Origin of the sequence: Collinsella aerofaciens (assembly GCF_040910325.1) — a bacterium.
GTDB lineage: Bacteria > Actinomycetota > Coriobacteriia > Coriobacteriales > Coriobacteriaceae > Collinsella > Collinsella aerofaciens_BL.
The window spans coordinates 22,349-35,785 of the sequence record NZ_JBDGAV010000012.1 but is presented as its reverse complement, the minus strand read 5'-3'; the positions used below and the strand labels follow the sequence as shown (position 1 = coordinate 35,785).

Genomic DNA, 13,437 nt, shown 5'->3' with positions numbered 1-13,437 from the left:
GATCGCCGCTCATGGGTTAGGAGGTCGTCCATGAATCAGGTGGAGCAGAGCGTTGCCGAGTATGTTGACGAGGTCTGGGAAGATGTCGTCGCCGATATCGAGCAGCTGGTGAGCTATCCGTCCGTGGCCGTTGCTGCCGATGCGGAGCCCGGTGCGCCGTTTGGCCGCCCGGTCCGTGACGCGCTCGATTGCGCGCTCGGCATTGCGCAAAAGCTCGGCTATCAGACGAGCGACGACGAGGGCTTTGTGGGCATCGCCGATATCCCGGGTCGCGGCGACAAGCAGCTCGCGACCATCTGCCACGTGGACGTGGTGCCCGCCGGCCCCGGCTGGAACACCGACCCGTTTGCGATGGAGCGTCGCGAGGGTTGGCTGCTCGGCCGCGGCGTGATCGACGACAAGGGCCCGGCAGTGCTGTCGCTTTATGCCGGCGCGTACCTGCTCAAGCACGGCATTGTTCCGCGCTACACCTTCCGCGCGCTGCTGGGCTGCGATGAGGAAGTGGGCATGTCCGACGTTCACCATTATCTGGAGAACTACCCCAACCCTGACTTTCTGTTTACGCCTGATGCCGAGTTCCCGGTCTGCAATGCCGAGAAGGGCCAGTTTGGGGCGACGTTCGTGAGTCCCAAGATCGACGGCGGGCGCATCGTGTCGTGGAGCGGCGCCGAGGCGAGCAATGCCATTCCGTCGCAGTCCATCTGCGAGCTCGCGATTGCCGCCGATGAGCTGCCGGCGCCGGTCGAGAATGCTGACCGCCTGGAGATCACGGCTCTCGACAATGGTCATGTGCAGATTTTCGCCCACGGTATTGGCGGTCACGCCTCGATGCCCGAGGGGACGATCAACGCCGTCGGCCTGATCGTGGCGTATCTGCGCGAGGCCGAGGACGCGTTTGGTGCACGCGACGAGCGCCTGCTGACGCCTGCCGAGCACGAGTTTGTCAAGTTTTTGGCCTTTGTGCATGCGGACGCCTATGGCCGCGGCCTGGGTATCGACGCGACGAGCCCGGCGTTTGGCCCGCTCACCTGCAATCCCGGCGTCATCCGTGTGGTGGATGGCCACATCGAGCAGGTCATCGACGTGCGCTTCCCCGATAGCACCAGTGCCGATACCATCCGCGAGCAGCTCGAGCCGCTCGTGGGCCGTTTTGGTGTGACGTGCCAGCTGGGTCGCGCGAAGGTGCCGTTCTCGGTGTCTGCCGACGATCCGGCCGTGAAGGCGCTTATCGATACCTATAACGAGTTCACCGGCAAGCATGCTGAACCCTTTGCCATGGGCGGCGGCACGTACGCGCGCAACTTTGCCCGCGCCGTCTCGTTTGGCCCCGAGGAGACCGGCCTGGAGCTGCCCTCGTGGGGCGGCCAGATGCACGGCCCCAACGAGTGCGCCAACGAGGAACAGCTCAAGCAGGCGCTCAAGATCTATATTGTTGCGATCCTCCGTTTGAATGAATTAGAGCTTTAAGGTCTCGCGGTTTCCCAATCTAAGTTGCGGTGGAATAGTTCCTAGAATGGGCCATTTGATGGCCAAGCAGGAACTATTTCACCGCAACTTTGTTTTTATTGGTGTAAAAGGCGGGTCATGCTTGGTGGCGGGTTTGTTATTCGTTTGTAAAGGCCGTGCTGCGCTTGCGGTAAGGGTCTATCAAATGCCCGTAAGAAACCGTAGTTGGCGCGGACGCTGCCCGGTCGGGGCCGTATCTTTCCAAACAGCAAAGCGGGTGGGGTGCCCGCGAGTCGCATGTATGAAAGGAAGATCATGCTCGATCAGGCTTATTCTCGTCGTCAGTTCCTCGGCCTCGCTGGTGGTTTTGCCAGCATCGTCGGTCTCGGTCTCGTTGGTTGCGGCGGCTCCGGCGCATCCGATGCCGCCGACAAGGGTAGCGCCGCTGCTGCCGAGTCCGTCTCCGGCGAGGTGACTTACGACGGTGCCTCTTCGTTCCAGGCTCTCGTCGAGGCCGCTGCCGAGAAGTTCATGGACGCCAACCCCGATGTCTCCGTCTCCGGCTCGGGTAACGGTTCGGGCAAGGGCCTGACCGCTGTTGCCGCCGGCACCGTCACCATCGGCAACTCCGACGTCTTCGCCGAGACCAAGCTCGAGGCCGACCAGGTCAAGAACCTCGTCGACCACGAGGTTGCCGTCGTGGGCATGGGCCCCGTCGTTTCCAAGAACGTGACGGTCGACGACCTGTCCCTCGAGCAGCTCAAGGGCATCTTCTCCGGCCAGATCACCAACTGGAAGGAGGTCGGCGGCGACGACGCCAAGATCGTCGTTCTCAACCGCAAGGCTGGCTCTGGCACCCGTGCCACCTTCGAGGCCGCCGTTTTTGGCGACGAGGCCGTCGACTTTAAGGGCGACGCCGAACTCGACAAGTCCGGCGATGTCCAGACTCAGATGGGCAGTACCGACAACGCCATCTCCTACCTCGACTTCTCGCACTTTGATGACTCCAAGTTCAACGCCATCAAGGTCGAGGGCGTCGAGCCCAAGAGCAAGAATGTCACCGACGACTCCTTCAAGATCTGGGCTACCGAGCACATGTACTGCGCTAAGGATGCCGACGAGGCCACCAAGGCCTTCCTGGAGTTCATGCTTTCCGATGACGTCCAGGGCAAGCTCGTCGAGGAGCAGGGCTTTATCCCCGTCTCTGCCATGAAGGTCGTCAAGGACGCCAGCGGCAAGGTCTCCGCTAAATAAGTAATCGCCCCGGAAAGGTTTGCAATGGCAAAACAGCTGCCAAAGCGCGACCTTGAGAACGTGGGCCTGGGCGTCACGGGCGCGTGCGTTGCGCTCGTGACGCTTGTCGTTGCCGCGCTCATCTTTATGGTCGCCCAAAAGGGCCTCTCGGCTTTTCTCAAGGACGGCGTTTCGGTCGTCGAGTTCTTCACCGGCACCAAGTGGGACCTGGCCAACACAGCCGAAAGCGGCCTGCCCTACACCGGCGCCCTGCCCCTGATTGTCACCTCGTTTGCGGTCATGGTGCTCTCCACGCTCATCGCGCTGCCCATCGCCATCGGCTCTGCCATCTTTGCGGTCGAGATTCAGCCTAAGTTTGGTTCCAAGGTCTTTCAGCCGCTTATTGAGCTTTTGACCGGCATCCCCTCGGTCGTCTTTGGCCTGATCGGTTTTCACGTGGTCGTCGGTCTTATGAAGAGCGTTTTCCACGTGAGCACGGGCCTGGGCATCTTGCCCGGCGCCATCGTGCTGGCCGTCATGATCCTGCCGACGATGACCACGCTTTCGGTCGATGGCCTGCGCGCCGTGCCCGACGGCTACCGCCAGGGCTCGCTCGCGCTGGGCTACACCCGCTGGCAGACCATCTGGCACGTGGTGCTCAAGTCCGCCATGCCGTCGCTCATGACCGCGGTTATCTTGGGCATGACCCGCGCCTTTGGCGAGACGCTCTCCGTGCGCATGGTCATCGGCGGCATCGAGGCCATGCCGACGTCGCTGCTGTCGCCGGCTTCGACCATCACCACCACGCTCACCACGTCCATGGCAGTCTATGCCGAGGGCTCGGCCCAAGACGATGTTCTGTGGGCGCTCGGCCTGCTGCTGATGGGCATGAGTCTCATCTTCATCCTGATCATCCACCTTATCGGCCGCAAGGGGGCGAAGGCTCGTGGCTAGCACGCGTATCCACATCGACGAGGCGAGGCTCGGGCGTGTCCAAAAGCAGGACCGCTTCGCCACGGGCGTGTTGACGGCGATCGTCGCCATCGTCATGCTCATCGTCATCTCCATGGTGGCCTACATCCTGTTCGAGGGCATCTCGACGCTGTTCAAACCTGGCTTTCTCACGGAGCCGTCGCGCGCCAACGGAACCCAGGGCGGCGTGTTCTACCAGCTGTTCGACTCGTTCTATCTGCTGTTGATCACCCTGGTCATCTCGGTGCCCATCAGTCTGGGCGGAGCGGTCTTCCTGGTTGAGTACGCGCCGAACGGCCCTATCCGCGACATCGCCTCTACCGCCATCGAGACGCTGTCCTCGCTGCCTTCCATCGTCGTCGGCATGTTCGGCTTTCTGGTGTTCTCGGTGCAGCTGGGCTGGAAGTACTCCATCATCTCCGGCGCCGTCGCTCTCACCATGTTCAATATCCCCATCCTGGTGCGCGTGATTCAGCAGGCGCTCGAGGACGTGCCACAGGCCCAGCGCGATGCATGCCTGGCCATGGGCCTTACCCGCTGGGAGGCCACGCTGCACATCCTGATTCCCGAGGCCATGCCCGCCATCGTGACCGGCATCGTGCTTTCGGCCGGCCGCGTCTTTGGCGAGGCCGCGGCGCTGCTCTTTACCTCGGGCATGAGCTCGCCGGTGCGTCTGAACTTCTTGAGCTTTAACCTGTCGAGCCCCACCTGCGCCTGGAACGTGTTCCGCCCCGGTGAGTCGCTCGCCGTGCACATCTACAAGATCTATGGCGAGGGCAGCCCCGAGGCCCAGCAGATCGTTTGGGGCACCGCGGCGCTGCTGATGATTTGCGTGCTGCTGTTTAACGTAATCGCCCGCATTGTGGGCAAGCAACTGGCAAGGAAGATGACGGCCGAATGAGCGAGATGAATGTAACGCCCGCAACCGAAGCGGCATCGTCCGACACCCGGGACTTCCTGTCGAGCGTGGGGGAGAGCGAGAAGCGCGTGCGCGTGAGCGGCAAGGCCGTGAGCGACGAGGTTGTGCTCTCCACCAAGGACGTCAACGTGTACTATGGCGACCACCATGCACTGCACAATACGTCGCTCGACTTCCACAAGGGCGAGATCACGGCGCTCATTGGGCCTTCGGGCTGCGGTAAGTCGACCTTCTTGCGTAGCCTCAACCTCATGAATCGCGAGATTCGCGGCTGCCGCGTGGAGGGCGAGATCAACTATCGCGGGCGCAACGTGAACACCAAGACCGAAAACACCTACGAGCTGCGCCGTTCCATTGGCATGGTGTTCCAGCAGCCCAACCCGTTCCGCAAGTCCATTCGCGACAACATCACGTTTGCGCCTAAGCGCCACGGCATCACCGACCGTGACGAGCTCGACCGCATGGTCGAGGAAAGCCTGCGCGGCGCGGCGCTTTGGGACGAGGTCAAGGACAAGCTCGACAAGAGCGCCTACGCGCTTTCGGGCGGCCAGCAGCAGCGTCTGTGCATTGCGCGCACGCTGGCGCTCAACCCCGACGTGATCCTGTTTGACGAGCCCTGCTCGGCGCTCGACCCCATCTCGACGTTGGCGATCGAGGACCTTATGTCGTCGATCGTGGCCGAGCGCGCCATCGTCATCGTGACGCACAACATGGAGCAGGCGTCGCGCGTGTCCAACCGCACGGCGTTCTTCTACATGGGCGATATGGTCGAGTACGACGAGACCGATGAGATTTTCCAACGGCCCAAGGATAAGCGGCTGAATGATTACCTCACCGGCATGTTCTCCTAGTCCGGGACATGCTTGAGGCCCGCGGCGGCCACGGTTACCGCGGGACTGATTGGAGAGGCGGGTCATCTCTTGCGGGAGATGGCCCGCCTTTTGCTCTGCGACCGAAACGACCACCACAAAGGGGACAGGCGCCTTCGTGGTGGTTTGGGGTGGGGCTCGCTGCTATCATGGACAACGTTGAATTTCTACGAAGGAGCAGGGCATATGGCGATTCTTTTGGGATGCGATTCCGTCAGCCTAGAGTTTCCCACCAAGCATATTTTCGATAGCGTGACGCTCGGCGTGGGCGAGGGCGACCGCATTGGTATTGTCGGTAAAAACGGCGACGGCAAGTCGACGCTGCTGAGCGTGCTCGCTGGCACGCTGGAGCCCGACGACGGACGCGTGACGCACCGCCGCGGCACGACGATCGGTCTGCTCGGCCAAAAGGACAACCTGGTCGATACTGATACCGTGCATCATGCCGTTGTGGGCGACGCCCCCGAGTACGAGTGGGCGTCGAGCCCCCGCACGCGCCAGATCCTCGCCGGCCTCATCAGCGATGTGCCCTGGGAGGGCACGGTGGGCGAGCTTTCGGGCGGTCAGCGCCGTCGCGTGGACCTCGCGCGCTTGCTGATCGGCGATTACGACGTGCTCATGCTCGACGAGCCCACCAACCACCTGGATATGCGCACCATCAACTGGCTCGCGCGTCACTTAAAGGCCCGCTGGCAGCGCGGCCAGGGTGCCATGCTCGTGGTCACGCACGACCGCTGGTTCTTGGACGAGGTCTGCACCAGCATGTGGGAGGTCCACGACGGCCAGGTCGATCCCTTCGAGGGCGGCTATTCGGCATACATCCTGCAGCGCGTGGAGCGCGACCGCATGGCCGCCGTTACCGAGGAGCGCCGTCGCAACATGGCACGCAAGGAGCTCGCGTGGCTGAGCCGCGGTGCCCAGGCTCGTTCCACCAAGCCCAAGTTTCGCGTGGATGCCGCTCGTGAGCTGATCGCCGACGTGCCGCCCGTGCGTGACGAGCTGGAGCTCAAGCGCTTGGCCGTGAGCCGCTTGGGCAAGCAGGTTATCGATGTGGTCGACGTGGATGCCGGCTATGCCGATACCGACGGCGCGCCCAAGCAGGTGCTCACCGATGTGACCTGGCTCATTGGTGCGGGCGACCGCTATGGCCTTTTAGGCGAGAACGGCGCCGGTAAGTCGACGCTGCTCGACGTGATCCAGGGCAAGATTGAACCCACGCGCGGCCGCGTGAAGATTGGCCAGACAGTGCGCTTTGGCGTGCTGTCGCAGCAGCTCGAGGAGCTCAAGCCCTACATGGGCGACACGATCCGCGAGGTGCTCGGCAACTATAAGAAGTACTACGTCATCGACGGCAAGGAGACTTCGCCCGAGAAGCTCTGCGAGCGTCTGGGCTTTACGACGCAGCAGCTCTGGAGCCGCATCGGCGATCTTTCGGGCGGCCAGCGCCGTCGCCTGTCGCTGTTGCTGACGATCCTGGACGAGCCCAACGTGCTCATCCTGGACGAGCCGGGCAACGACCTGGATACCGACATGCTCGCGATTGTCGAGGACCTGCTGGACGGCTGGCCCGGCACGCTGATCCTGGTGACGCACGACCGCTTTTTGATGGAGCGCGTGACCGACCAGCAGTGGGCGCTGCTCGACGGCCACCTGACGCATATGCCCGGTGGCGTGGACCAGTACCTGCGCCTGTGCAACGCTACCGCCGAGGGCGAGCCCGTGGGCGCGCCGAGCGCCAAGACCGGCACGTTTGACACCGGTGCCGCGGCAGCTGCGGCCGAAAAGCCCAAGTCGAGCGGTCAGCCCAACGGCCTGTCCAACGCCGAGCGCCAGAAGCTCCGCCGCGAGGTGAGCTCGCTCGAGCGCAAGATGGAAACGCAGCGCGCCCGCGTGGAGGAGGCCGAGGCCGCGATGGCCCAAGTCGATCCCACCAACTACACGGCGCTCGGCGAGCAGCAGGCAAAGATCGACGAGGCTCACGCTGCCATGGACGAGCTAGAGATGGCGTGGCTCGAGGCAAGCGAAAAGCTCGAGGGCGAGGAGTAGGCGAGAATGATCAAAGCCGCGTTTTTCGATATCGACGGTACGCTGCTGAGCTTTAAGACCCACCGGATTCCGGCGTCGGCGCAGCAGGTGCTCGACAGCTTTCGCGAGCAGGGGATTGCGTGCGTGATCGCCACGGGCCGTCCGACCTACCAGATGCCGGACTGGCTGTTCGACCTGGGCTGGGATGCGTACATTACGCTTTCGGGCCAGCACTGCTTTGATGCCGAGGGGGTTTACCGCAGCTGTCCGATCGATCCGGACGACGTTGCAGTGATTGTGGACCAGGTGGCGCAGGGGCGCTACGACTCGCTGTGCATGCAGGGCGAGAACTCGTTTGTGAACCGCCTGTCCGAGCGCGTGGTGACGGCTGGCAGCAACGCGGGAATCGTCTACCACGAGGAGCCGTTTGAGCACGCCTTTGACGCACCGGTCTACCAGTTCTGCGCCTTTGTGGACCCGGCCGACGAACATATCGTGACCGACGCCGTGTCGCATTCGCTCACCACGCGCTGGTGCGACCTGTTCTGCGACATTATTCCCGCTAACGGCGGCAAGGACCTGGGCGTGGCGGCGACGCTCGAGCGGCTTGGTATCGACGCGAGCGAGGCGATTGCCTTTGGCGACGGCGAGAACGACCTGTCGATGTTCTCGGCCGTGGGCACAAGTGTGGCCATGGGCAACGCGCAGGACACGGTGAAAGCTGCAGCGACCTATGTGACGACTGCCGTGGACGACGACGGCATCTACAACGCTGCGAAGCACTTTGGACTCGTGTAGCTGCGGGCCGGCACCTGGCACCTGGGGACATTCCTTGCGGGGCGTCCCCATTTTGTTTTCGTCCCGCACGTTTTGTGAAACGCGGCTAACTTTTAGGCAAAGTAGTAAGACATGGGCAACTTTTGCGGTAAAGTTAGCCGTGGAAAGTATCCAAAGGCTAACTAGCAATCATTGCGAAAGGCGGCCCATGGCCCTACGTGAATCCGGAGAAGACTATCTCGAATCGATCTACGTTCTGTCGCAACGTCAGGGCATCGTGCGCTCGATTGATGTTGCAGAGTACCTTGGCGTAACTAAGGCAAGCGTTTCAAAAGCTATGGCGACGTTGGAGAACAACGGCTACGTCGAAATGGGCAAGCGAGATGTTCATCTGACGGAGCGTGGTCTGGAGGTCGCTCGTCAAATGTGGGAGCGTCACTGCTTTTTCGTGGGGCTGCTGGAGGATGCGGGTGTTTCGGCTGAGGTCGCGTCGCAAGAGGGCTGCCACATGGAGCACTGCCTAAGCGAGGAAAGCTTCGAGAAGCTGAGGGCGATGCTGGGACGGGACGGTGCTTCGGCGCCAATAATGACCGACTAGCACTCCCGCAGCGGCGCGCCTCCCGCGCCGGAACGGCGCGGGACAGCGACCGAGATGAGTGGTCCCACCAACTAAGTCCAACTCAGACAAGGAACCCCACCAGCAAGCGATGCCCAAGAACCGCCAGCAACGTTACCGCAGGCCGGGGCCGGGCTTGGTTTTGAAAACATTCCGCAGACCAGAAGTGCCCCCGTTCGTAGCTCCGAAGGAGCAGAACGGGGGCACTTCATTGGTCGAGGACGTTTTCAAAACCAAGCCCGGCCCCGGCCGGACAGCCCACGAACGCTACAAGTTCTTGACACCCATCGCGCGCATGGCGTTCAGGATGGCGATGATCGCCACGCCTACGTCGCCGAACACGGCAAGCCACATGTTGGCGATGCCCAGCGCTGCCAGCACAAGGATCAGCAGCTTAACGCCCAGCGCAAAGATGATGTTCTGCCAGACGATCGTCATGGTCTTGCGTGCCACGCGGATCGCGCGGGAAATGTTGGACGGCTTGTCGTCCATGAGCACGACATCGGCGGCCTCGATCGCAGCGTCAGAACCCATAGCGCCCATGGCAATGCCCACATCGGCGCGCGTAAGCACGGGCGCATCGTTGATGCCGTCGCCCACAAAGGCGAGCTTGCCCTTGCCACTCTCGGTTGCAAGCAGCGCCTCGACGCGCTCGACCTTATCGCCCGGCAGCAGCTGCGCGTGGAACTCGTCGAGACTGAGTTGCTTGACCACAGACGCCGCAACCTCCTCGCGGTCGCCCGTGAGCATGACGGTGCGCTTGACACCGGCGGCGTGCAGGTCGCGAATCGTTTGCTCAGCATCGGCCTTGACGGTGTCTGCAATCACGATGTGGCCGGCGTACACGCCGTCAACGAGCACATGCAGAATCGTTCCGACGACCTCGCAATCGGGCGTTTCGACTCCGGCCGCGGCGAGCATCTTTGCGTTGCCAACGACGACGTGCTTGCCGTCGATGGTTGCCGTCACGCCATGGCCCGCGTCGTTGGTGGAGTCGCTTACGCGCTTGGGGTCGACCTCGCCCTGGTAGGCGACACGTACGGACTGCGCGATGGGGTGATCGGAGAACGACTCAGCAAGGGCTGCGACTTCAAGCAGCGATTGCTCGGTATAGCCTGCCTCGGGGTGTACCGCGACCACCGAGAACGTGCCGTTGGTGAGGGTGCCCGTCTTGTCAAAGACGACGGTGTCCACGTCGGCGAGCGTCTCGAGGTAGTTAGAACCCTTGATGAGAACGCCCAGCTTGGACGCGCCGCCGATGCCGCCAAAGAAACTGAGCGGCACGCTGATCACCAACGCGCACGGGCAGCTGACGACCAAGAAGGTCAGGCCGCGCAGAATCCAGTCGGACCAGGCACCGTTGACCAGGCCACCGCCGAGCGCGAGCACCGCGGCAGCGCCGGTGACGGCGGGCGTGTAGATGCGGGCAAAGCGCGTGATGAAGTTCTCGGTGCGTGCCTTCTTTTCGCTGGCATTCTCCACGAGCTCCAGGACGCGTGCGACGGTGGACTCGCCAAAGGGCTTGGTGGTGCGCACGTGGATGAGCCCCGTCATGTTGATGCAGCCGCTGATGATATCGTCTCCGGTTTTGGCCGGGCGGGGGACCGACTCACCGGTAAGGGCGGCGGTGTCGAGCTGGGTTTCGCCCTCGACGATGACGCCGTCGATGGGCACGCGCTCGCCGGGCTTGACCACGATCACGGTGCCGACCGCGATGTCATCGGGGAAGACCTGTTCGAGTGAGCCGTCGGGTTGCTCGACGTTGGCGTAGTCGGGTGCTATGTCCATCATGGCGCTGATCGATTTACGGCTCTTGCCCACGGCGTATGCCTGGAACAGCTCGCCGACCTGGTAGAACAGCATGACGGCGGCGCCTTCGGCCATGTGCGGGTCGGTATCGGGGAAGAGCACCATGGCAAACGCGCCGATGGTCGCGACGGCCATAAGGAAACTCTCGTCGAAGGCCTTGCCGCGGCGGATGTTATTGAATGCCTTTTGCAGCACGTCGTAGCCGGCAATCAAAAACGGTATGAGGAACAGCATAAAGCTGGCGTAGATGTCGCCCGGGGTACCGAATGCGGCGGTGAGGGTGCCGAACTCATCGAGGGCGTACACCACGGCAAAAATGCCCAGCGCTACCACGATGCGGTTGCGCTTATGCTCAAGGGACTCTTTCTTCTTACGCTTCTTCTTTTTCTTTTTGGGATCGGCGGTGGTCATGACTCGTATCCTCCCATTTGAATGAATGAACACTCGCTCATATAATTTCGCGAGCAAAGGCCGCGGCAAGCGCGGCCTTGCAGGTTGGCGTAAACCCGGGCTAGAGAATGATCTCGCAGTCCGGCTCGGCGTCGGCCGTAAACTCTACAACGCGGTTGAGTACCTCGTCGAACTCGGCGTCATCGGCTTCGAGCGTCAATTTTTGGGTCATGAAGTTGACGGACACGGATTTGACGCCCTCGAGCTTGGCCAGCTCGTCCTGAAGCTCGCGCGCACAGTTGGCGCAGTCGATTTCGTCGAGCTTGAACTGCTTTTTCATGGGGGTTCCTTTCTCTGTATTTGCGGCTTGGGTGCAGGCCGCGCTGGTACCGTGGTTGGTCGCTATTCGCAGATGTGGCTCATGCCTTGGTTGAGCATGGTGTAGACGTGGTCGTCGGCGAGCGAGTAGAGGATATTGCGCCCGTCGCGCCGGAATTTAACCAGGTGCGACTGCTTGAGTGTGCGCAGCTGGTGCGACACCGCGGACTGCGAGGTTTCGGTCGCTTCGGCGATGTCTGCCACGCAGAGCTCGCGGCCCATGAGGGCATAGAGGATCTTGATGCGCGTGGTGTCGCTGAAGACCTTGAACAGGTCGGCGAGGTCGTAGAGAAGCTCCTCGTCGGGAAGGTCCTCGGGCGAGCAGGTGGTCGGGATCGCGGGTTCGGTGGCCTCGATGTCGAGTTTCGTTTCATCAACGCGGATGCTCATTGCAATATCCTTTCATATGAACATGCGCTCATATAATTTACTTTCGATTATATGAGTGCATGTTCATATGTCAATGACGTTCAGGTAATTCGTTGTACAAAATGATGGGGAATAGGTGACGAGATCCCGGACTGAGCGTTTTTTGATAGTCGATGCCAAGGTGGGTACCCTCGTGCCGTGCAAAAAATGGAGTATTCTGCAACTATAGGGGGTCCGCTAATTTATTGCAGGTCATATAATGCAGTTCAAGAGTTATCTTAGGGTGTTAATCCGATGAGTTCTTCCTCAAATGTTGCCTAACGCTCTCACGCAAGAGTGATTTCGCTTCACATTTGGATCCACTCGAGGGTGATAGACACCCGACCTTGCTGAATACTCGCAATTTTGCACATCGTTAGGGTACCCACCTTGTTAGCCGGCCTAGTTTCCGGCACCGAAGACCTTGCCCTCGGGCGTGAGACTGCTTGTTTGGGCAAATGATGGGCTGTCGGATTCGACAGTCTGCATGTCATCGATTGCTGCAACTTCATTAATTGTCGGGTCATCCAGCGTGATGCCTTCGAGTGTTGCTTTTTCGAGGTCGATTCGTTGACGCTCTTCGGAATCCTGGCGAAGCTGCTTCTGAATTCGCTTTTTCTCTTCTATAAACCTTCTGAGCACAAACTGTCTCAGGTCCTCTTGCATGATTTGAAAGTCTTTTGGCAGACGCGAGGGGCGTACGCCCTCTTTCCGCTGGATTGCTTCCATGACCCTAACAAAAGAGCTGGCATGCATAAAGGAATAACGGCTGACGGTGATGATTCCGTATCCCATGGACGCAAGCGCATTCTTGCGCTCCTCATCGATGGCGCGGTCTTCTTCCGCGTCATGATAAAAACCGTTGTATTCAATGTCTGTGCGAGATTTCTTTAGATATGCATCCATAAAGAACTTTTTGCGTCTCGTGAGATTCTTTGCGGCAGCGGTGACCTGCACCTCGTAATCGGTCTCAATTCCCTTAATACCAAGTCCTCCTTCGCTTTTAGGCAGCGTTAGCATCATGACAAAGGCCGTTTCCATAGGAGACCGGCATCCGTCGCGCACACATTGGATCGCCTTTCGGGCAAGAGCCAGACCGTCGCATCTGGTAATGGAATTAAAGAACTGTTTTAGCCTCTCGGTCGAGGTGAGCGCGAAACGCTCGGTATAGGAGGTGGAAGAGTCGGTTCCAAGGGAATAAGCGCCGCACAGTTCAAAGTAGTACTCCACTAGTTCGCGAAAAGAAAGATAGGTGGCGGCCTGAAGTGCGCAAAGCTCAACGCCAACAATGAAGATGCCATCTTTGAGCTCTATAAAGCGTGAGTTCGAGAATCGTTTTGAAGAAACGTGGCATTGACAGTTCATTGCATAGCGCGCATTCCTGCGATCAAACACCATCACCTCGAGGGAATCATTTGCGTCGAGGGAAACATCATGTTTGGTGAGCCATTCTGCGGCTGCGTCAAGGAGCGTTCCGGTGGGACATGATCCGTAAATCGCGGCAGGGTTACAGGACTCGATGCCTTTCGCAGACACCGAATGCGCGGCCTGGTAGACCGCTTTTGCAGTGGTATGTGACAATACGATACTCATGG

Annotated in this window: 12 protein-coding genes; 8 read left to right on the top strand and 4 right to left on the bottom strand. The window is 60.7% G+C overall.

The genetic code is table 11. From position 1 onward, the window contains the following. The first annotated feature begins 30 nt into the window (after positions 1 to 30). From AB5Z25_RS06365 to AB5Z25_RS06330, 8 genes are all read left to right on the top strand, one after another. Positions 31 to 1,467 (top strand): M20 family metallopeptidase, encoded by a 1,437-nt coding sequence (locus tag AB5Z25_RS06365; protein ID WP_368135072.1) that lies wholly within the window; start codon positions 31 to 33, stop codon positions 1,465 to 1,467. Positions 1,468 to 1,761: 294 nt separating this feature from the next. After that, positions 1,762 to 2,700, top strand: coding sequence for a phosphate ABC transporter substrate-binding protein (locus AB5Z25_RS06360; RefSeq protein ID WP_346965976.1), 939 nt, complete (start codon positions 1,762 to 1,764; stop codon positions 2,698 to 2,700). A 24-nt stretch (positions 2,701 to 2,724) separates the two neighbouring features. Beyond that, positions 2,725 to 3,633: a phosphate ABC transporter permease subunit PstC gene (pstC, locus tag AB5Z25_RS06355; protein ID WP_368135071.1), complete on the top strand. Its 909-nt coding sequence runs from the start codon at positions 2,725 to 2,727 to the stop codon at positions 3,631 to 3,633. Further along, complete coding sequence (gene pstA / locus AB5Z25_RS06350; RefSeq protein ID WP_368135070.1) at positions 3,626 to 4,552, top strand: phosphate ABC transporter permease PstA; 927 nt, start codon at positions 3,626 to 3,628, stop codon at positions 4,550 to 4,552. The genes pstC and pstA overlap by 8 nt, the downstream gene beginning before the upstream one ends. Further along, positions 4,549 to 5,421: a phosphate ABC transporter ATP-binding protein PstB gene (gene pstB, locus AB5Z25_RS06345; RefSeq protein ID WP_368135069.1), complete on the top strand. Its 873-nt coding sequence runs from the start codon at positions 4,549 to 4,551 to the stop codon at positions 5,419 to 5,421. The genes pstA and pstB overlap by 4 nt, the downstream gene beginning before the upstream one ends. Positions 5,422 to 5,625: 204 nt before the next feature. Then, positions 5,626 to 7,485 carry an ABC-F family ATP-binding cassette domain-containing protein gene (locus tag AB5Z25_RS06340; RefSeq protein ID WP_368135068.1) on the top strand — a complete coding sequence of 620 codons (1,860 nt, stop codon included), beginning with the start codon at positions 5,626 to 5,628 and terminating at the stop codon, positions 7,483 to 7,485. A 6-nt stretch (positions 7,486 to 7,491) separates the two neighbouring features. Beyond that, a complete protein-coding gene (locus AB5Z25_RS06335) occupies positions 7,492 to 8,262 on the top strand; it encodes a Cof-type HAD-IIB family hydrolase (protein ID WP_368135067.1) in 771 nt (256 codons plus the stop codon). A gap of 187 nt (positions 8,263 to 8,449) precedes the next feature. Next, positions 8,450 to 8,839, top strand: a complete 390-nt coding sequence (locus AB5Z25_RS06330) for a metal-dependent transcriptional regulator (protein ID WP_035137287.1) — start codon at positions 8,450 to 8,452, stop codon at positions 8,837 to 8,839. A gap of 285 nt (positions 8,840 to 9,124) precedes the next feature. On the opposite strand, the gene AB5Z25_RS06325 is transcribed toward AB5Z25_RS06330, so the two are convergent. The 4 genes from AB5Z25_RS06325 to AB5Z25_RS06310 form a co-directional block, all read right to left on the bottom strand. Next, entirely contained in the window at positions 9,125 to 11,077 is a 1,953-nt protein-coding gene (locus AB5Z25_RS06325) for a heavy metal translocating P-type ATPase (protein ID WP_368135066.1), read from the bottom strand. A gap of 100 nt (positions 11,078 to 11,177) precedes the next feature. Then, positions 11,178 to 11,396 (bottom strand): cation transporter, encoded by a 219-nt coding sequence (locus AB5Z25_RS06320; RefSeq protein WP_035137286.1) that lies wholly within the window; start codon positions 11,394 to 11,396, stop codon positions 11,178 to 11,180. A 62-nt stretch (positions 11,397 to 11,458) separates the two neighbouring features. Then, on the bottom strand, positions 11,459 to 11,824 hold the full coding sequence (locus AB5Z25_RS06315; RefSeq protein ID WP_035137284.1) for an ArsR/SmtB family transcription factor: 366 nt from the start codon (positions 11,822 to 11,824) through the stop codon (positions 11,459 to 11,461). Positions 11,825 to 12,244: 420 nt separating this feature from the next. After that, positions 12,245 to 13,435: a putative endonuclease domain-containing protein gene (locus AB5Z25_RS06310; RefSeq protein ID WP_161145159.1), complete on the bottom strand. Its 1,191-nt coding sequence runs from the start codon at positions 13,433 to 13,435 to the stop codon at positions 12,245 to 12,247. Positions 13,436 to 13,437 lie beyond the last annotated feature (2 nt).